At 72.4% G+C, this 19,967-nt stretch carries 17 protein-coding genes; 12 read left to right on the top strand and 5 right to left on the bottom strand.

Going from position 1 to position 19,967, the window contains the following annotated elements; translation table 11 throughout:
• The first annotated feature begins 21 nt into the window (after window positions 1-21).
• The 9 genes from ASD16_RS20140 to ASD16_RS20100 all read left to right on the top strand — a co-directional run bounded on the left by ASD16_RS20140 (window position 22) and on the right by ASD16_RS20100 (window position 13,819).
• The gene (locus ASD16_RS20140) at window positions 22-3,318 is read left to right on the top strand and encodes a glycoside hydrolase family 9 protein (RefSeq protein WP_055922157.1); all 3,297 of its coding nucleotides are present in this window, start codon (window positions 22-24) and stop codon (window positions 3,316-3,318) included.
• Between the two features lie 120 nt (window positions 3,319-3,438).
• Window positions 3,439-4,506: a bifunctional riboflavin kinase/FAD synthetase gene (locus ASD16_RS20135; RefSeq protein ID WP_055922154.1), complete on the top strand. Its 1,068-nt coding sequence runs from the start codon at window positions 3,439-3,441 to the stop codon at window positions 4,504-4,506.
• Window positions 4,507-4,598: 92 nt separating this feature from the next.
• Entirely contained in the window at window positions 4,599-4,868 is a 270-nt protein-coding gene (gene rpsO / locus ASD16_RS20130) for a 30S ribosomal protein S15 (protein WP_055922151.1), read from the top strand.
• A gap of 234 nt (window positions 4,869-5,102) precedes the next feature.
• Entirely contained in the window at window positions 5,103-7,334 is a 2,232-nt protein-coding gene (locus tag ASD16_RS20125; RefSeq protein ID WP_055922148.1) for a polyribonucleotide nucleotidyltransferase, read from the top strand.
• A 2-nt stretch (window positions 7,335-7,336) separates the two neighbouring features.
• On the top strand, window positions 7,337-8,683 hold the full coding sequence (locus ASD16_RS20120) for a pitrilysin family protein (protein WP_055922145.1): 1,347 nt from the start codon (window positions 7,337-7,339) through the stop codon (window positions 8,681-8,683).
• Between the two features lie 234 nt (window positions 8,684-8,917).
• Window positions 8,918-11,698 carry a beta-L-arabinofuranosidase domain-containing protein gene (locus tag ASD16_RS20115; RefSeq protein WP_055922142.1) on the top strand — a complete coding sequence of 927 codons (2,781 nt, stop codon included), beginning with the start codon at window positions 8,918-8,920 and terminating at the stop codon, window positions 11,696-11,698.
• A 53-nt stretch (window positions 11,699-11,751) separates the two neighbouring features.
• Window positions 11,752-12,579 (top strand): hypothetical protein, encoded by an 828-nt coding sequence (locus tag ASD16_RS20110; RefSeq protein ID WP_055922138.1) that lies wholly within the window; start codon window positions 11,752-11,754, stop codon window positions 12,577-12,579.
• A gap of 17 nt (window positions 12,580-12,596) precedes the next feature.
• The gene (gene dapB, locus ASD16_RS20105; protein WP_082571026.1) at window positions 12,597-13,352 is read left to right on the top strand and encodes a 4-hydroxy-tetrahydrodipicolinate reductase; all 756 of its coding nucleotides are present in this window, start codon (window positions 12,597-12,599) and stop codon (window positions 13,350-13,352) included.
• 2 nt (window positions 13,353-13,354) lie between these two features.
• The gene (locus ASD16_RS20100; RefSeq protein ID WP_055922522.1) at window positions 13,355-13,819 is read left to right on the top strand and encodes a hypothetical protein; all 465 of its coding nucleotides are present in this window, start codon (window positions 13,355-13,357) and stop codon (window positions 13,817-13,819) included.
• On the opposite strand, the gene ASD16_RS20095 is transcribed toward ASD16_RS20100, so the two are convergent.
• From ASD16_RS20095 to ASD16_RS20075, 5 genes are all read right to left on the bottom strand, one after another.
• Window positions 13,816-14,382: a GNAT family N-acetyltransferase gene (locus ASD16_RS20095; RefSeq protein WP_055922136.1), complete on the bottom strand. Its 567-nt coding sequence runs from the start codon at window positions 14,380-14,382 to the stop codon at window positions 13,816-13,818. The two genes, ASD16_RS20100 and ASD16_RS20095, sit on opposite strands and share 4 nt — an antisense overlap.
• The gene (locus tag ASD16_RS20090) at window positions 14,382-15,008 is read right to left on the bottom strand and encodes a TIGR00645 family protein (RefSeq protein ID WP_082571025.1); all 627 of its coding nucleotides are present in this window, start codon (window positions 15,006-15,008) and stop codon (window positions 14,382-14,384) included. The genes ASD16_RS20095 and ASD16_RS20090 overlap by 1 nt, the downstream gene beginning before the upstream one ends.
• 99 nt (window positions 15,009-15,107) lie before the next feature.
• A complete protein-coding gene (locus ASD16_RS20085) occupies window positions 15,108-15,428 on the bottom strand; it encodes an AzlD domain-containing protein (protein ID WP_055922133.1) in 321 nt (106 codons plus the stop codon).
• Entirely contained in the window at window positions 15,425-16,117 is a 693-nt protein-coding gene (locus ASD16_RS20080) for an AzlC family ABC transporter permease (protein WP_055922129.1), read from the bottom strand. The genes ASD16_RS20085 and ASD16_RS20080 overlap by 4 nt, the downstream gene beginning before the upstream one ends.
• Before the next feature lie 29 nt (window positions 16,118-16,146).
• Window positions 16,147-17,619: an NAD-dependent succinate-semialdehyde dehydrogenase gene (locus ASD16_RS20075; RefSeq protein ID WP_055922127.1), complete on the bottom strand. Its 1,473-nt coding sequence runs from the start codon at window positions 17,617-17,619 to the stop codon at window positions 16,147-16,149.
• 71 nt (window positions 17,620-17,690) lie between these two features.
• Between ASD16_RS20075 and ASD16_RS20070 the strand changes: the two genes are divergently transcribed.
• From ASD16_RS20070 to dapA, 3 genes are read left to right on the top strand one after another with little or no spacing between them, the layout of a single operon-like run.
• A complete protein-coding gene (locus tag ASD16_RS20070) occupies window positions 17,691-18,494 on the top strand; it encodes a thymidylate synthase (RefSeq protein ID WP_055922519.1) in 804 nt (267 codons plus the stop codon).
• Window positions 18,491-18,991 carry a dihydrofolate reductase gene (locus ASD16_RS20065; protein WP_055922124.1) on the top strand — a complete coding sequence of 167 codons (501 nt, stop codon included), beginning with the start codon at window positions 18,491-18,493 and terminating at the stop codon, window positions 18,989-18,991. The genes ASD16_RS20070 and ASD16_RS20065 overlap by 4 nt, the downstream gene beginning before the upstream one ends.
• Before the next feature lie 50 nt (window positions 18,992-19,041).
• A complete protein-coding gene (dapA, locus tag ASD16_RS20060) occupies window positions 19,042-19,959 on the top strand; it encodes a 4-hydroxy-tetrahydrodipicolinate synthase (protein ID WP_055922122.1) in 918 nt (305 codons plus the stop codon).
• Window positions 19,960-19,967: the final 8 nt, after the last annotated feature.

The raw sequence follows: 19,967 nt of genomic DNA, 5'->3' as shown, positions 1-19,967 counted from the left end.
GCTCCTATCTAGGGAGACACCGTGGTTTCTCGTCGCAGCTGGCGCGCAGGCGCCGCCTTGACCGCTACAGCCGCCCTCGTGCTGATGGGCATCGCACCCGCAGGCGCCGCAGTCCCGACCGAGTCGTTCGACGACGGTCCCGGAGCCTGGGTCGCCTACGGCCACGAGGGGGCGATCGACACCAGTGGTGGCGCCTTCTGCGTCGACGTTCCGGCCGGTTCCGCGCAGTACGGCGTCGGCGTGCTGCTCAACGGCGTCGCGGTCGAGCAGGGGACGACGTACACGCTCGCGTTCTCGGCGTCCGCGACGACGGACGTCACCATCCGGGCACTCGTCGGCCAGAACGGCGCTCCCTACGGGACCGTGCTCGACAAGAGCCCCGCCCTGACGTCGGATCTCACGGACGTCTCCTACGAGTTCACCGCGGCCGACAGCTACCCCGCGACCGCCACCCCGGACGAGCCCGAGGGCCAGATCGCCTTCCAGCTGGGTGGCTTCAGCCCCGACGCCTGGACGTTCTGCCTCGACGACGTGTCGCTGACCTCCGACGTCGAGCTCCTGCCGCACACCTCGTTCGCCGAGTCGCTCGGGCCGTGGGGCCTGTACGGCGGGTCGGACCCGGTCTTCACCGACGGCGGCGTCTGCACCACTCTGCCGGGCGGCCAGAGCAACCCCTGGGACGCTGGTCTGGCCTTCACCGGGATCCCGATCGAGGAGGGGCAGAACTACGTCCTGACCTTCACGGCGAGCGCCACGCCGGACACCCCGGTGCGCGTGATCGTCGGCGAGGGCGGCGGCGCCTACCGGACCACGTTCGAGCAGGCGTCCGCCCCGCTGACCAGCGAGCTGACCACCTACACGTACCCGTTCACGGCGAACCTCACGTTCCCGGCCGACGGCGCGGCGCCCGGCCAGCTGGCCTTCCACCTGGGCAAGTCGACCTCGTACGAGTTCTGCATCACCGACGTCTCGCTGCGCACCACCGCGAGCCCGCCCCCGCCCTACGAGCCCGAGACCGGGCCTCGCGTGCGGGTGAACCAGGTCGGGTACGTGCCCGAGGGCCCGAAGCGCGCGACGCTCGTGACGGACGCGGCCGAGGCGCTGCCGTGGGAGCTGCACGACGCGGCCGACGCGGTCGTCGCGACCGGCACCACCACCCCCGCAGGCGCTGACGGGTCGACCGGTCTCGACGTCCACGTCATCGACCTCACCGACTTCTCGACCGAGGGCGCCGGGTACACCCTCGTCGCCGACGGGGAGACGAGCCGGCCGTTCGACATCGACGCCGACCTCTACCAACAGCTCCGCCAGGACACGCTGGACTACTTCTACCTCGCCCGCTCCGGCACGCCGATCGACGGCGCGATCGTCGGCGACGAGTACGCCCGCGTGGCCGGGCACGTCGGGGTCGCACCCAACCAGGGCGACACCGAGGTGCCGTGCATCGGGCCGCGCGACTACTACGACGGCTGGACCTGCGACTACACGCTCGACGTCTCGGGCGGCTGGTACGACGCCGGCGATCACGGCAAGTACGTGGTCAACGGAGGGATCTCGGTGGCGCAGCTGCTCGGCACCTACGAGCGCACCCTGACCGCGTCCTCGGCGGCCCCGGGAGCACTCGGCGACGGCACGCTCGACCTGCCCGAGCACGGCAACGGCGTGCCCGACGTGCTGGACGAGGCCCGGTGGGAGCTCGAGTGGATGCAGAAGATGATCGCGCCGTCCGGGCAGTACGCGGGCATGGTGCACCACAAGGTCCACGACGAGGGCTGGACCGGCCTGCCGCTCCTCCCGGCGAACGACCCGCAGGTGCGCTCGCTGGCGCGACCGTCCACCGCGGCGACCCTGAACGTCGCCGCCGTGGCCGCGCAGGGGGCCCGCCTGTTCCGCGAGTACGACCCGGCCTTCGCCGACTCGCTGCTCGCCACGGCGCGCTCGACGTGGGCCGCGGCCCTCGCCCACCCGGCCGTCTACGCGCCGGCGGCAGCCGGTGCCGACGGCGGCGGGGCGTACGACGACAGCGTGGTGACCGACGAGTTCTACTGGGCGGCCGCCGAGCTGTTCCTGACCACCGGTGAGGACGCGTTCGAGCAGTTCGTCCTCACCAGCCCGCAGCACACGGCGGACGTCTTCACGCCCGACGGGTTCAACTGGGGGAGCGTCGCGGCGCTCGGCCGGATCGACCTGGCCACGGTGCCGAGCGACCTGCCGGGCCTCGACGAGGTCAAGGCGTCGGTCGTCGCCGGCGCGGACGGGTACGTCGCCAGCCAGGCGGCGCACGCGTTCGGCTCGGTGTACTCGCCCGCCAGCGGCCAGTACGCGTGGGGCTCCAGCTCGTCGGTGGCCAACAACCTCGTCGTCCTGGGCGTCGCGTACGACCTCACCGGGGACGTGACCTACAGCCGGTCGGTGCTCGAGGGCATGGACTACCTGCTGGGCCGCAACGGCCTGAACCAGTCCTACGTGACCGGGTGGGGCGAGGTGGCCTCCCACCAGCAGCACAGCCGCTGGTTCGCGCACTCGCTGGACCCGGGGCTGCCGGAGCCGCCGGCGGGCTCGCTCGCCGGAGGTCCGAACTCGTTCACCGGAACCTGGGACCCGACGATGCAGTCGACGTTCACCCAGGGGTGCGCTCCGTCGATGTGCTACCTCGACGTCATCTCGTCGTGGGCGTCGAACGAGATCACGGTCAACTGGAACTCGGCGCTGTCGTGGGTGGCGTCCTTCGTCGCCGACCAGGGCTCGGGCGCTCCCGTCCAGGTGGCTCCGGCCATCACGCAGCAGCCCGCGTCCGTGACGGCTGCCCTCGGCTCGACGGCGTCGTTCACGGCGACCGCGTCGGGTACCCCGGCACCCACGGTGCAGTGGCAGATCCAGCAGGCCGGGCCGTGGCAGGACGTCGTCGGCGCGACGGGGACCACGCTGGACGTGGTGGTCACCGCCGGGGCGTCGTACCGCGCGGTGTTCACGAACGCGGCAGGGTCCGCGACGACACAGGTGGCGACGCTGACGGTGGCGACGTCCGCCCCGGTCGTCACCACGCACCCGGCGCCGGTCCGGGCTGCGCTCGGCAAGACCGTGACCTTCACCGCGGCCGCGACGGGCTACCCGACGCCGACCGTCACGTGGCAGGTGCGCTGGTTCGGCAGCCCGTGGGTCACCGTGCCGGGTGCGAAGAGCACGACGCTCTCGTTCAAGGCCACGGTGCTGAGCCTCGGCACGGAGTACCGAGCGGTGTTCAAGAACGCCGCCGGGACCACGGCGACGAACCCCGCCCGGCTCACGATCACGCTGCCGGGACACCCTCGGAGCTAGTCGTCGCACCCTGACGGTCGCCCGTCGCACGCCTCGGTGGCGTGCGACGGGTGGCCGGGGTGGCAGGCTTGTCCGTCGAGCCCTCGATCGCACGTGGGGCACGGACGACGAGGAGCAGGTGTGCAGGTCTGGAGGGAGCTGTCCGACGTGCCCGCGGACTTCGGTCCGTCGGTGGTGACGATCGGCAACTTCGACGGCGTCCACCGCGGTCACGCGAGCGTGCTGCGCCGGATGTGCGCCGACGCCGCGACGGCGGGTGCGCAGGCGGTCGCGGTGACGTTCAGCCCGCACCCCCAGCAGGTGCACCGACCGGACACCGCGCCGCCGCTGCTCACGGGTGACGCCGACCGCCTCGAGCTCCTGGAGCAGACCGGCCTCGACGCGGTGCTGCTGCTGGAGTACACGCTGGAGTTCGCCCGGCAGACGCCCGAGGAGTTCGTGCGGCGCTACCTGGTGGACGTGCTGCACGCCCGCACGGTCGTGGTGGGACGGGACGTGCGGTTCGGCTGGAACAACTCCGGCGACCTGTCGACCATGGTCGGCCTCGGCCGTGATCACGGGTTCGACGTCGAGGTCATCGACGACGTGACCCCCGCCGCGTCCGCCGACCCGGGCAGCGCCGAGGACCTGATGGCCGACCCGCTGCGGCGACGCTGGTCCTCGACGTGGGTGCGCGAGCTGCTGGACGCCGGCGACGTCGTCCAGGCCGCGCGGGTGCTCGGCCGGCCGCACCGCATCCGCGGCCCGGTCGTGCACGGTGACGCGCGGGGTCGCGACCTCGGCTTCCCGACGGCCAACCTGGGCCAGGACCCGACCGGCGCCGGCGGCATGGTGCCCGCGGACGGCGTCTACGCCGGGTGGCTGCGTCGGGTGCTGCACGCGGACGGCAGCGACGTCGACGCCGCGGACGTGGACCGGGTCCTGCCTGCCGCGGTCTCGATCGGCACCAACCCGACGTTCGACGGCGTGGAGCGCCGGGTCGAGGCGTACGTGCTGGACCGCACGGACCTCGACCTCTACGACGAGGTGGTCGTCCTCGAGCTGGTGGAGCGGCTGCGGCCGACGCTGCGGTTCGACTCGGTCGAGGAGCTGCTCGTGCAGATGCACGAGGACGTCGACCGGGTGCGGGAGATCCTCGTCACGGCTCCCGGCTCGGTGCCCGATGCCGGAGGCGTTCCCGCAGCCTGATAGTCTATGGGCGCCGTACGAACGGCCGCGGACAGAGAGAGCCCGGGTGGACATGCCCCGGCGCACCGCGCAACGAGACAACCTGGAGAACCGTGCCGCTCGAAAGTGCCGTCAAGCAGTCCATCATGACCGAACACGCCACCCACGAGGGTGACACCGGTTCCCCCGAGGTCCAGATCGCGATGCTCACGCAGCGCATCAAGGACCTCACGGAGCACCTCAAGACCCACAAGCACGACCACCACAGCCGCCGCGGCCTTCTGCTGCTCGTCGGCAAGCGTCGTCGCCTGCTCGGGTACCTCCAGAAGGTCGACATCAACCGCTACCGCAGCCTCATCGAGAAGCTCGGTCTGCGCCGATAACGCCTCGCACCAGCCCGGACCCGCTCAAGGGTCCGGGCTGGTGCCGCGTCGGGCCCCCACGGGCCCACTGGTACGACAGCATCACCTGTGCACGACGAGTACCACCACACCGCGTCGGTCCGCTCGGTTCGGTCCTCGGTAGTGGCTTCCGGAAGCTCCGCGAGGGGAGTCCGGTGGCCTCGATCGAAGATCGCTCGCGGACGGCCGGCGCCTTCACCAAAGAGGAGGGCACCCGTGGAGGGTCCCGAGATCCAGTTCGCCGAGGCAGTGATCGACAACGGTCGCTTCGGCACCCGCACCGTCCGCTTCGAGACCGGCCGTATCGCCAAGCAGGCCGCCGGTGCCGCCGTCGCCTACCTGGACGGCGAGACGACGCTGCTCGCCGCCACCACGGCCGGCAAGCACCCGAAGGAGCAGTTCGACTTCTTCCCCCTGACGATCGACGTCGAGGAGCGGTCGTACGCGGCCGGCAAGATCCCCGGCTCGTTCTTCCGTCGCGAGGGTCGCCCGAGCACCGAGGCCATCCTCGCGTGCCGCCTGATCGACCGCCCGCTGCGCCCCCTGTTCGTCAAGGGCCTGCGCAACGAGGTCCAGGTCGTCATCACCGTGCTGTCGATCCACCCGGACGACTCCTACGACACGCTGGCCATCAACGCGGCGTCCATCTCGACGCAGCTGTCGGGCCTGCCGTTCTCCGGCCCCGTCGCCGGTGTGCGCGTCGCGCTCGTCGACAACCAGTGGGTCGCGTTCCCGCGGTACTCCGAGCGGGAGCGCGCGACGTTCGACATGGTCGTGGCCGGCCGCGTCGTCGGTGACGACGTGGCGATCGCCATGATCGAGGCCGAGGCGCCCGAGAAGTCCTGGAACATCATCAAGTTCGAGGGGGGCACCGCCCCCACGGAGGAGATCGTGTCCCAGGGCATCGAGGCGGCCAAGCCGTTCATCAAGGTGCTCGTCCAGGCCCAGCAGGAGCTGGCCGCGAAGGCCGCCAAGGAGACCCAGGTCTTCCCGACGTTCCCGGACTACCAGGACGACGCGTACGCGGCCGTCGACGGTGCCTCGAACGCGTCTCTGAACGACGCGCTGAGCATCGGTGACAAGCAGACCCGCGAGAACCGCCTGGACGAGATCAAGGCCGAGGTCGTCGCGCAGCTGTCCGCCCAGTTCGAGGGTCGTGAGAAGGAGCTGTCGGCCGCGTACCGCGCGGTGCAGAAGAAGCTCATCCGCCAGCGCATCCTCACGGATGGTTTCCGCATCGACGGCCGTGGCCTGCGGGACATCCGCACGCTCTCGGCCGAGGTCGAGGTCCTGCCCCGCGTGCACGGCTCGGCGATCTTCGAGCGCGGCGAGACCCAGATCCTGGGTGTCACCACGCTGAACATGCTGCGCATGGAGCAGCAGCTCGACACGCTCTCCCCGGAGACGCGCAAGCGCTACATGCACAACTACAACTTCCCGCCCTACAGCACGGGCGAGACGGGTCGCGTCGGTTCGCCGAAGCGTCGCGAGATCGGCCACGGGGCGCTCGCCGAGCGCGCGCTCATGCCGGTCCTGCCCAGCCGCGAGGAGTTCCCGTACGCCATCCGTCAGGTCTCCGAGGCGCTGAGCTCCAACGGCTCGACGTCGATGGGCTCGGTCTGCGCGTCCACCCTGTCGCTGCTCAACGCCGGTGTGCCGCTGCGCGCGCCTGTCGCGGGCATCGCGATGGGCCTCGTGTCCGACACGGTGAACGGTGAGACCCGCTACGCCGCGCTCACCGACATCCTCGGTGCCGAGGACGCGTTCGGTGACATGGACTTCAAGGTCGCCGGTACCCGCGAGTTCGTCACGGCCATCCAGCTCGACACCAAGCTCGAGGGCATCCCCGCCTCGGTGCTGGCCGGCGCGCTGACGCAGGCGAAGGAGGCCCGCCTGGCGATCCTCGACGTCATCGCCGAGGCGATCGACGTGCCCGACGAGATGAGCCCGTTCGCGCCTCGCGTCATCTCCGTGAAGGTGCCGGTCGACAAGATCGGCGAGGTCATCGGGCCGAAGGGCAAGATGATCAACCAGATCCAGGAGGAGACCGGCGCCGACATCTCGATCGAGGACGACGGCACGGTCTACATCGGCGCCACCGACGGTCCGTCGGCGGAGGCCGCGCGTGCGGCGATCAACGCGATCGCCAACCCGCACATGCCCGAGATCGGGGAGCGCTTCGTCGGCACGGTCGTCAAGACCACGACGTTCGGTGCGTTCATCTCCCTGTCGCCGGGCAAGGACGGTCTGCTGCACATCTCGCAGATCCGCAAGCTCGTCGGTGGTCGTCGCGTCGAGAACGTCGAGGACGTCCTGGCCGTGGGCCAGAAGGTCCAGGTCGAGATCGGCGAGATCGACCCGCGCGGCAAGCTGTCGCTGCACGCTGTCATCGAGGGTGAGGAGTCCGAGGCTCCGGCCGAGGGCGCGTCCGAGCCGGTCGACGCCTGACGATGCCCTTGGACCTCCCGCTCGTCCGCCCGGGTCAGCCCGGGGCCGAGCAGTCCGTCGGGCAGGACGGCGACGCCATCGTGCGTCGTTCCGTCCTGCCCGGCGGGGTCCGGGTGCTCACCGAGCACATGCCGGGCCTGCGTTCTGCGACCGTCGGCGCATGGGTGGGGGTCGGCTCGCGCGACGAGTCCGACGGCCACCACGGCTCGACGCACTTCCTCGAGCACCTGCTGTTCAAGGGCACCGCGCGCCGCACCGCGATGGACATCGCGGAGGCGTTCGACGCCGTCGGTGGTGAGGCCAACGCCGCCACCGGCAAGGAGCACACCTGCTACTACGCACGGGTGCTCGACACCGATCTCCCGATGGCGGTCGACGTCATCGCGGACATGGTCACGTCCGCGCGCCTGGACACCGACGAGCTCGAGACCGAGCGCGGCGTGATCCTCGAAGAGCTCGCGATGAACGACGACGACCCCAGTGACGTCGTCCACGAGCAGTTCGCCGCCGCGGTCCTGGGCGCCCACGCGTTGGGCCGGCCCATCGGCGGCACCCCCGACACTATCCGCGCCGTCCCGCGCGATGCCGTCTGGGAGCACTACCGCGAGCACTACCGGCCGTCGACGCTCGTCGTCACGGCCGCCGGCGGTGTCGACCACGACGTGCTCTGCGCCCAGGTCACCGAGGCGCTCACCACGGGCGGGTGGCCGCTGGACGCCGGCGCGGAGCCGCGCAGCCGTCGGGTCCCGACGGACATCGCCGTGCAGGCCGGGCAGGGCGGCATCCCCGCCGCGGGAGTCGAGCTCACGATCCGCCGGCACACCGAGCAGGCGAACGTCATCATCGGTGGCACCTCGCTGACCGCCACGGACCCGAAGCGGTTCACGCTCTCGGTCCTGAACGCCGTGCTCGGCGGAGGCATGTCCTCGCGGCTGTTCCAGGAGATCCGCGAGCGCCGCGGCCTGGCCTACTCCACGTACTCGTTCGCGTCCGGCCACGCCGACACCGGCGTCTTCGGCCTCTACGCGGGCTGCACGCCGGGCAAGGTCGACGAGGTCGTGGCGCTGATGGTCGCGGAGTGGGAGCGCATGGCCGACGCGCCGATCACGCAGGCCGAGCTCGAACGGTCCATGGGGCAGCTGGCCGGCGGGCTGGTGCTCGGCATGGAGGACTCCGGCTCGCGCATGAGCAGGCTCGGCAAGTCCGAGCTGGTGCACGGCTCCCTGCTGAGCATCGACGAGTCGCTGGACCTGATCCGCGCCGTCACGGTGCAGGACGTGCAGGACCTGGCTGCCGAGCTGGCGTCCCGGCCGCGCTCGGTGGTCCGCGTCGGCCCGTTCGGCGACTGACCTCACACGGCGACCGGCGGGGTCCTCGGTCTCGCGGTCGCGGGACGCCTCCGAGCGCGCCCCCGCAGGAACACGTCAGCGCCCGCTCGGCGGTGACGACCGGGTGCCATGCCCCCGTTCGAGGATCCGAAGCGTTTCGGTTCGTCGCTGCCGTGTACTCACGACGGCAGAGCGCCTAGCGTCGCTCCGGTACCAATTGTGAGCGCTAACATCACCTCAACGGAGAGGTTCGGCATGAACCAGGAGCCCGGACGACCCGAGTCCCCCCGACCGAGCACGTCGCTCTCCCGCCGCCGGCTCCTGCAGCTGGCGGGCGTGGCCGGCCTCGCCGCCGCAGCCGGCCCGCAGCTGGGGCCGATCGCCCGGTCGTACGCCGCCGAGCTGGCCCAGGCCCGAGCGGAGATCGGCACCCGCGCCAGACCCTTCGAGCTCGGCCAGGTGCGCCTGGCGACGAGCCGGTGGACGCAGAACCAGGACCGGACGCTCGCCTACCTGCGCAGCGTCGACGTCAACCGTCTGCTGTACAACTTCCGCGCGAACCATCGGCTCTCGACGCAGGGCGCCCAGGCGCTCGGTGGATGGGAGGCTCCGAACTTCCCGTTCCGCACCCACAGCCAGGGCCACTTCCTCACGGCCTGGGCGCAGGCGTGGGCGGTCCTGGGCGACACGACGTGCCGTGACAAGGCCACGACGATGGTGGCGGAGCTCGCCAAGTGCCAGGCGAACAACGGCGCCGCCGGGTTCACGACGGGGTACCTGTCCGGCTTCCCCGAGTCCGACTTCAACGCCGTCGAGACCGGGTCCGGCAACGTCTCGTACTACGCGATCCACAAGACGCTCGCCGGCCTGCTGGACGTCTGGCGGCTGCTGGGCAGCACGCAGGCGCGCGACGTCCTGCTGCGGTTCGCGGGCTGGGTGGACGCTCGCACCGGCCGGCTGTCGCAGTCGCAGATGCAGGTCGCCCTGCGGGTCGAGTTCGGCGGCATGAACGCGGTCTTCGCCGACCTCTACCTCATGACCAACGACCAGCGCTGGCTCACCGTGGCGCAGCGCTTCGACCACGCGTCGGTGTTCGACCCGCTCGCCTCCAACCGTGACCAGCTGAACGGCCTGCACGCCAACACGCAGGTGCCCAAGTGGGTCGGTGCCGCGCGCGAGTACAAGTCCACGGGCGCGACGCGGTACCGGGACATCGCCCGCAACGCCTGGGCCATCACGGTGGCCGCGCACACGTACGCGATCGGCGGCAACAGCGAGGCCGAGCACTTCCGTCCCCCGAACGCGATCTCGACGTACCTGGACAACGACACGGCCGAGCAGTGCAACACCTACAACATGCTCAAGCTCACGCGCGAGCTGTGGACGCTCGACCCCGACAACGCGGGCTACTTCGACTACTACGAGCGGGCGCTGCTCAACCACCTGCTCGGCGCGCAGAACCCGTCCGACTCGATGGGCGGGTTCTCCTACTTCACGCCGCTGCGTCCCGGCGGCCGGCGCGGCACGCCTTCCTCGGGCCCGGCCTGGGGCGGCGGCACGTTCTCCACGCCCTACACGACGTTCTGGTGCTGCCAGGGCACCGGGATCGAGACCAACACCAAGCTCATGGACTCGATCTACTTCTCCGAGGGCACCACGCTGACGGTCAACCTGTTCATGCCGTCCACCCTGACGTGGGCCGCCCGCAACGTGACGGTCACCCAGGCCACGTCGTACCCCGTCGGGGACACGACGACCCTGACGATCGGCGGGAGCCCGTCGGGGTCCTGGACGGTCCGGGTGCGTATCCCCGCCTGGGCCTCGGGCGCCTCGCTGACCCTGAACGGAGCGGCGCTGGACGTCGCGGCCGCCCCGGGGTCGTACGCGTCGGTCACCCGCACCTGGGCCGCGGGCGACGCGCTCGCCCTCCGGCTGCCGATGAGTGTGCGGGTGGAGCCGACCAACGACAACGCCGGCACGGGGGCGGTCTTCTATGGTCCCACCCTGCTGTCCGGCAACTACGGCGACCGCACGCTGTCCGGCCCGCCGGCGCTGGACGTCGCGTCCGTCACCCGCACAAGCACCACCTCGCTGGCGTTCACCGCGCAGGCCGACGGGCAGAACGTCGGGCTCGGCCCGTTCTACGACGCCCACGGCCACAACTACACCGTCTACTGGCGCACGGGCGGCCAGGGCGGTGGGGCCACGGGCTCGTCGGGCCCGTACCGCCTGGTGAACGTCGCCAGCGGCCTCGTGCTCGGCGTCTCGGGCATGTCCACCGCCGATGGCGGCCTGGCGCTGCAGTGGGGAGACAACGGGTCCGCCGACCACGACTGGCTGTTCGTGGCCGACGGTGACGCGCTCAAGCTCCGGAACGTGCACAGCAGCAAGGTCCTCGGCGTCGAGAACATGTCGACCTCGGACGGGGCGCGCGTCCTGCAGTGGGGCGACACCGGCACGGCGGACCACCGCTGGGTGCTGGTGGATGCGGGCGACGGCACGCACCGCGTCCGCAACGTGCACACGTCGCGGGTCCTGGGACTGCAGGGGAACTCGACCGCGCAGGGGGCGCAGGCCGTCATGTCGGGCGACGACGGGAGCCAGGACAACCGCTGGCGCGTCGTGCCCACGGGGGCGCGGCGCCTGCAGAACCTCAACAGCGGCCTCGTTCTCGGCGTGTCGGGCATGTCGACCGCCGACGGTGCCCTCGTGGTGCAGTGGGTCGACACCGGCACGGCGGACCACCTGTGGACGGCGACGCTCGGCAGCGACGGGCTGCTCCGGGTGCGCAACCAGCACACCGGCAAGCTGCTCGCCGTCGACGGCACCGGCAACGGCGGCCGGGCCGTCTCCACCACGGACACGGGCGCGACCACCCAGCGGTGGCGGCTGCGGTACGGGTCCAACGGGTACTTCCGCCTCCAGAACGCGACCGGCCGCGTGCTGGGCGTGGACAGCATGTCCACGACGCAGGGTGCGCAGGCGCTCGTGTGGGACGACAGCGGGACAGCCGACCACCTGTGGAGGTTCGTGTGAGACACCCTGCGCCCGGCGGGTGGCCGGCGGCGGCGGGAGCGCGATGATGGGGCATGGCCCTCGATCAGGTCGTCTACCGTCGCTACGCGCCGCCGCCGAGCGCACGCGGGATCGTCGAGCACCTCTGGGTGGTGCGACTGCCCGACGGCGCCGTGGAGCGTGAGGTGCTGCTGCCGGACGGGCACGGGCTCGTGTCCGTCGCCATCGGCACCGCAGGCGTCCACATCGACCCCCTGACGCAGGTGCGGACCCCTGACGCCGGCGGTGTCCGTGGGCTCGCCGACCGGGCGTTCGTCCGGGAGCAGCACGGTCCGTCGGTCCGGCTCGGCGCCCAGCTCGACCCGGTGGCGCTCGCGCGGATGGGCGTCCACGCCGCCGCGCACGAGCCCGTCGCGCTCAGCGCGGTGCTCGGTGGCGAGGTGGAGGGGGAGTGCGCGACCGCGCTGGACCAGGGGCGGGACGCGGACGCGGCCGCCTTCCTCGGCGCGACCCTGGCGGCGCACGCGGTGCCTGCGCCGGTCGGGTCGCCGCTGGAGGCGCTGACGCCGGTGCTGCGCAGCGTCGTCGAGCAGCGGGGTCTGGTCCGGGCGTCGGACCTGGCACGGCACGCGGACCTGGCGGTCGGGGTCCTGCACCGGGAGGTGGTCCAGACGCTCGGGATCACCCCGGAGGCGTTCCTGGCAGCCGTGCGGTTCTCGGCCTTCGTCCGGGACGCCGTCGGTCCCGGTCCCGTGCGGCCCCAGGACGCCCTCGCGGTCCTGCAGTGGTACCTGCGAGCCGGCTACCCGCCGCGGGAGGTGGAGCGGTTCACCGGGCTCGGCCACGTCGAGCTGCGACGGCTGGAGGAGGGCATCGCGGCGGCGCTCGGGGTCGCCGCCTGACGTTAGGGTTTCTCCTCGTGAGCGAGCGCATCAGGGTGGCCGTGCTGGGTGCGGCGGGCCGCATGGGACAGACGGTCGTCCGCGCCGTGCAGGAGGCGCCCGACCTGGAGCTGGTCGCGGCGGTCGACGCCGACGCGGACCTGTCGGCGGTCGTCGAGGCCGGTGCGCAGGTGGCGGTCGACTTCACGGTCCCGTCGGCCACCGAGGGCAACGTGCACGCCCTGGTCGATGCCGGTGTCCACCTGGTCGTCGGCACCACCGGCTGGGACGACGACTCCCTCGCCCGCGTGCGGGACCACCTCGCGGACCGGCCCGGCGTCGGCGTCCTGGTCGCCCCGAACTTCGCGCTCGGCGCCGTCCTGGCCATGGCGTTCGCGGCGCGGGCGGCACGCTGGTTCGAGTCCGTCGAGGTGATCGAGCTGCACCACCCCGACAAGGTCGACGCGCCGTCGGGAACCGCCCGGCACACCGCCTCGGCGATCGCCGCAGCGCGCGCGGCCGCCGCTCTCGGCCCTCTCCCGGACGCGACCACCCAGGCTCTCGACGGGGCTCGCGGAGCCGACGTCGAGGGGGTACGGGTGCACTCGGTACGGCTGCGCGGGCTCGTCGCGCACGAGGAGATCCTGCTGGGCAACGCCGGCGAGCAGCTGACCATCCGGCACGACTCGTTCGACCGTGTCAGCTTCATGCCCGGTGTCCTGCTGGCCGTGCGTCAGGTGGGCTCGCGGCCCGGGCTGACCGTGGGGCTCGAGCAGCTGCTCGACCTGGCGTGACCGTGGCCGCCCGCTCCAGCCGTCGCCGCTGGACCGCCGTCGCCGCCGCCGTCGCGCTCACCGGGCTGCTCGGCCTGTACGTGTGGCTCGTCGCCACCCGCGCGACCGCACTCCTGCGCACCGGGGAGCCCGTCGGGATCGGCCTGGGGATCGCCTTCTGGGTCCTGCCGCCGCTGGTGATCTGGCTGGTCGCCCGCGAGTGGCGGCTCGCGATCGACGTGCAGCGGATGGCCGACGAGCTCGCCGACGCCGACGAGCTGCCCGTCGACGACCTGCCCCGGTCGCCCGGGGGACGGATCGACCGCGCCGCTGCCCGGGAGGCCTTCGAGCCGGCGCGCGAGCGGGCCGAGGCGGAGCCTGACGACTGGCGCTCCTGGTACCACCTCGCGTTCGCCTACGACGCGGCGGGCGACCGGCGGCGCGCCCGCGAGTCGCTGCGGACGGCCAGCCGGCTGCACCGCGCCTAGATCGAGGCGGACCAGCGGTGCTCGGTGACGGTGCGCGTCGACCCGTCGGGCATCCGGCCCGAGACCAGCTCGCGGACCACGTCGTCGGGGCCGAGACCGGCGGACGACAGGAACTGCGCACGCGCGTTGTCCCCGTCCAGCACCCAGGTGTGCACCTGGTCGGCGCCGTCCTCACGGAGCGTGTCGACGGCCGCGGCCAGCAGCCGCGAGCCGTGGCCCACGCGCTGGTGCGTGGGCTCGACCTCGAGCGCCAGGATCGCGCCGCCCGGGGCGTCGAACGGCCGGTCCTCCGAGGTCGGGACGGGGGCGACCGAGACCACGCCGACGACGGTCGGACCGTCGCAGGCGACCAGCACGCGGTAGCCCGCGCCGGGTGGGGCGGAGACCGCCGACGCCCACTGCGCCTCGATCGCCGCCGCGTCGAGCAGGTCGAGGGCGCCCTGGCCCAGGACGTCGACGTGCGAGACCTGCCACGCCGCGACCTGGATCCGGGCGATGGCGTGCTCGTCGCCCCGGATGGCGGGGCGGACGGAGACGTCGGCGTTCTCGCTGAACAGAGGCACTAGAGAACGCTAACCGTCTCGCGCTGGTCGTCGGACGCCTTCGGCGGGTTCGTGACCGGCCCCCGCGCCTCGGCGGCGACGGGTGCCGCCTTCGGCGGGTGCTTGGCCGAGATCTTGTCGATCCAGGCCAGCGCGACGGCGGACAGGATGAAGGCGAGGTGGATCGCGGTCTGCCACAGGAGCACCGCGTTGCCGTGCGGCTCCTCGAGGATGGCCTCGGCGCGGATGAAGCTGGCGAGCAGGTGGATCGACGAGATGCCGATGATCGACATCGCCAGCTTGGTCTTGAGCACGTTCGCGTTGACGTGCGAGAGCCATTCCGGCTGGTCGGGGTGGTCGTCGAGCTTGATCCGGGACACGAACGTCTCGTAGCCGCCGATGATCACCATGATCAGGAGGTTCGCGATCATCACGACGTCGACCAGCCCGAGCACGGCGAGCATGATCGCGGACTCGTCCATCCCGCCGTGGAAGAAGACCTCGGAGAAGATGTGGCCGAGCTCGACCATGAACTGCCAGACGTAGATCGCCTGGGCGACGATCAGTCCGAGGTACAGGGGGACCTGGAGCCAGCGGGAGAAGAAGATCAACGAACCGAGCGAGCTGCGCTGGGCGGGAGTGGCCACGGGGTCCTCCGGGAAGTGATGGTGCCGGGCGCGTGTGCAGCACCAGCGGGGGCGTTCCGACACCCCAACGGCCGACGGCCGCCGATGGTGCCCACGACCTCAGGGCATGCCGAGGGCGCGGAGCACGGCCGCGGTCACCGCGGCGAGCAGGACGACGACGATGAACGGTGCGCGCAGGGCCAGCGCGATCGCGGCGACGACGAGCGCGGGCAGCCGGGCGTCGAGCACGAGCTCGTTCCCGCGCGTGGCGGTCTGCACCGCGACGAGCGCCGACAGCAGGGCGACCGTCACCAGGGCGGCGGTCCGTGCGACGCGGGGCTCGGCGAGCCAGTGCTTGGGCACCAGGTGGCCGGCGAGCTTGAGCGCGAAGACGACGGCGCTGGCCACGACCAGCGCGATCCAGGTGGCGACCGTGCTCATGCGGCCGGTTCCGGCTCACGCGCGACGAGGCCCGCGACGATCGCGACGACGGCGGCCAGCAGCACCGGGATCCCCGCGGGCACGACCGGGGTGAGCGCGAGCGCGACGACGGCCGCACCGGCCGCCACCGTCTGCGCGAGACGTGAGCCCGGGCCGGTGATCCGCGGCCAGACCAGGCCGAGGAACGCGGCGGCCGCGGCGGCGTCGAGCCCGTACCTCGCCGGGTCGCCCATCCGGTTCCCGGCGACGGCGCCGACCAGCGTGAAGAGGTTCCAGAGCACGAAGACACCGACGCCGGTCCACCAGAACCCGAGCTGGGCGGCGTGCGGTGCCTTGTGCGCGGTCGCGACGGCGGTGGACTCGTCGATGGTCAGCTGGGCGGCCAGGGGACGGCGCCAGCCCCGGGCGTCGATGAGCGGCGCGACCTGCGGCCCGTAGAGCCCGTTGCGCACACCGAGGAGGCCCGCGGTCGCGATGGCCGCACCGGCGAGCCCGCCCGCGCCGACCACCCCGATGAACGCGAACTGCGAGCCGCCCGAGAACATCAGGAGGCTGAGCGCCATGGCCTGCGGGACGGTCAGTCCCGCTGCGACGGCGAGCGCGCCGAACGACACGCCGTACAGGCCGGTGGCCAGGGAGACCGAGACGGCCTGCCGGATGGCGGCCCGTCCTTCGGCGTCCTGCGTCACGCGGGCAACTGTGACACAGGCGCCTCGCGTCAGATCGCCACGTACACGCTGTCGAGATACTCCTCGATGCCGGCCTCGCCGCCCTCGCGCCCCAGGCCCGAGGACTTCACGCCGCCGAACGGTGCGCTCGCGTCGGACACCAGCCCGCGGTTCACCCCGAGCATCCCGGTCTCCACCGACTCCGCCAGGCGCATCACCCGGGCGATGTCCCGCGTGTACGCGTAGGCCACGAGCCCGAACGGCGTCGAGTTCGCCAGGGCGACCCCCTCGTCCTCGGAGCCGAACGTCACCACGGGGGCGACCGGGCCGAACGTCTCCTCGGTGATCACGCGCAGGTCGGCGGAGACGCGGTCGAGGACCGTCGGCGCGTAGAAGTAGCCGGGCCGGTCGGGCCGGTCGCCGCCGATGCGGACGCGCGCGCCGGCGTCGACCGCCTCCGCGACGACCTCCTCGACGCGGTCGACGGCCGAGGACTCGATGAGCGGGCCGACGGTGGTGCCCTCGTCGGCGCCGTGCCCGATCACGAGCTTGTCGAACGCCTCGGTGAGGCCCGCGGTGAACTCCTCGGCAACGGACGCGTGCACCAGGAACCGGTTGGCGGCGACGCAGGTCTGGCCCGCGTTGCGCATCTTGGCCTGGACGGCGCCCTGCACGGCGGCGGGGATGTCGGCGTCCTCGAACACGAGGAACGGCGCGTTGCCGCCCAGCTCCATCGAGGTGCGCAGGATGTTGTCCGCCGACGCCTTGAGCAGGGCGGCGCCCACCTCGGTCGAACCGGTGAACGACAGCTTGCGCAGCCGCGGGTCGGCCAGCAAGGGACCCGAGATGGTGCGCGCCGACGCCGACGGCACGACGTTGATGACGCCCGTCGGCAGGCCGCGTCCCTCGAGCTCCTCACGGATGATCTCGGCGACGTAGGCCGTGGTGAGCGGGGTCAGCTGGGCGGGCTTGATGACGACGGTGCACCCGGCGGCCAGCGCGGGGGCGACCTTGCGGGCGATCATCGCGATCGGGAAGTTCCACGGCGTGATGAGCAGCGCGGGACCGACGGGCCGGCGCAGGACGAGCTGGTGGTTGGCGCCCGACGGCGCGCGGCGGGCCAGCCCGTCGAAGCGGACGGCCTGCTCGGAGTACCACCGGACGTAGTCCGCGCCGTAGGCCACCTCGGCGCGGGACTCGGCCAGCGGCTTGCCACCCTCGGCCGTCACCAGCGCGGCGATGTCCTCCGTGCGCGCGGTCAGCGTCTCGAACACCGCCCGCAGCAGCTCGGCGCGCACGCGCGGCGCGGTCGCCCGCCACTCCGGGAACGCACCGTCGGCGGCTGTCAGTGCGGCGAGCGCGTCCTGCTCGCCGCCGTCGGCCACGTCGAAGAGCGTCTCGGTGGTGGCGGGGTCGGCGACCTCGAACGTCCGCCCGGTGCTCGCGGGGCGCCACGCCCCGTCGATCAGGACCCCCGTGGGGACGTGGGCGGCGACGGTGGGCGGCAGGGACGGCGGCGTCATACCCGCCAGTATGTCGTTCGCGGCGCGTCGGCGCGCGGACCCGCCGCCGGCGGCGACCTACGATGGCGCGCATGACCGAGACTGCCTCCCCGTACGAGGACCTCCTGCGGCTCGTGCTCGAGACCGGCACCCCGAAGGCGGACCGCACGGGGACGGGAACACGCAGCGTGTTCGGCCACCAGATGCGCTTCGACCTGTCGGCGGGGTTCCCGCTGGTCACCACCAAGCGCGTGCACCTGCGCTCGATCGTGCACGAGCTGCTGTGGTTCCTGCGGGGCGAGTCGAACGTCGCGTACCTGCACGAGAACAACGTGACCATCTGGGACGAGTGGGCCGGTCCGGACGGCGAGCTGGGCCCGGTGTACGGCGTGCAGTGGCGCAGCTGGCCGACGCCCGACGGCGGCCACATCGACCAGATCACCGAGCTGCTGGCCAACCTGCGCCGGGACCCCGACTCGCGCCGGCACATCGTGTCCGCGTGGAACGTGGCCGACATCCCCTCGATGGCGCTCGCGCCGTGCCACGCGTTCTTCCAGTTCTACGTCGCCGACGGCAAGCTCTCCTGCCAGCTCTACCAGCGCTCCGCCGACCTGTTCCTCGGAGTGCCGTTCAACATCGCCTCGTACGCGCTGCTGACCCACATGGTCGCCCAGCAGGTGGGCCTCGAGGTGGGCGACTTCGTGTGGACCGGCGGCGACTGCCACATCTACGACAACCACGTCGACCAGGTCCGCGAGCAGCTGAGCCGGACGCCGTACCCGGCGCCGACGCTCGAGCTGCGCAAGGCCGACTCGTTGTTCGACTACACGTTCGACGACGTCCAGGTCGTGGACTACCAGTACCACCCGGCCATCAAGGCCCCGGTGGCGGTGTGAGCCTGGCGCTCGTCTGGGCCCAGACCCCCACCGGGATCATCGGGCGCGACGGCACGCTGCCGTGGCACATCCCGGAGGACATGGCCCACTTCCGCGACCTCACGCGCGGGCACCCCGTGATCATGGGCCGCGCCACGTGGTCGTCGCTGCCCGCGCGGTTCCGTCCGCTGCCCGGCCGCGACAACATCGTGCTCACCCGGACGCCCGGGTTCGAGGCCGCGGGCGCGCTCGTCGTGCACGGGGTCGACGAGGCCCTCCGACGGGTCGGGGACCGCGACGCCTGGGTGATCGGTGGGGGAGAGGTCTACCGGACGTTCCTCCCGCTCGCACAACGCGTCGAGCTCACGGTCGTGTCGCTCGACGTCGGCGGCGACACGCGTGCCCCGGCCCTCGACCGCGGCACCTGGCGGCGTGCGAACGTCGATCCCGACCACGGCTGGCACGTCTCGTCGGCCGGCGGCACGCGGTTCCGGTTCGAGTCGTACCTGCGCGCCTGAAAGGCGAAACCGCAGGACGGCGCCCCGGCCGGGGGCGGTACCGTGGCCCCATGCCGCGCACCTCCACGCCCACCCGCCCGTTCGGGTCCGTGCTCACCGCGATGGTCACGCCGATGACGGCGGACGGCGCGGTCGACCTCGCCGGGGCCGTGCAGCTGGCGAAGCACCTCGTGGACCACGGCAACGACGGGCTCGTGCTCAACGGCACGACGGGCGAGGCGTCGACGACGCACGCACCCGAGAAGGCGGAGCTGGTCCGGGCCGTCGTCGAGGCCGTCGGCGACCGTGCATCCGTCATCGCCGGTGCCGGATCGAACGACACCGCGCACGCCGTCCGCATGGCGGAGCAGGCGGCCGAGGCCGGTGCGCACGGCCTGCTCGTCGTCAGCCCGTACTACTCGCGCCCGTCGCAGGACGGCGTCCGCCGGCACGTCGAGGCCGTCGCCGACGCTACGGACCTGCCCGTGATGCTCTACGACGTCCCCGGCCGCACGGCCGTCCGCTTCGCACCGGCGACCATCGCCGCGCTCGCGGCCCACGACCGGGTCATCGCCATGAAGGACGCCGGCGGCGACACGTACGCCGCGGCCAAGGCGATCGCCGAGACCGGCCTGGCCTGGTACTCCGGCGACGACAGCGCCCTGCTGAGCCTGCTGGCGCACGGTGCCGTGGGCATCGTCAGCGTCTCGGGCCACGTCGTGGGCCGCCAGCTCGCCGAGATCGTCGCCGCGTTCGACGCCGGCGACCACACGGCGGCCCTCCAGACCTTCCGATCGATCATTCCCGCGATCGACGCACTCAACGGTGCCGGCTTCCAGGCCGTCGCCGCGAAGGCCGCGCTCCAGGTGCTGGGCATCCTGCCCGAGCGCTCGGTGCGCCTCCCGCTCGTCCCCGCGACCGACGACGAGCTCGCGCTGATCCGCGACGGCCTGCGGGCCGCCGGGCTGCTCGACGTCGTCGTGCGCTGATCCCACCA

It is taken from the genome of Cellulomonas sp. Root485 (genome assembly GCF_001426705.1).
Taxonomy (GTDB): domain Bacteria; phylum Actinomycetota; class Actinomycetes; order Actinomycetales; family Cellulomonadaceae; genus Cellulomonas.
The sequence above is the reverse complement of the archived record's forward strand: the minus strand, read 5'-3'. Positions and strand labels throughout refer to the sequence as shown.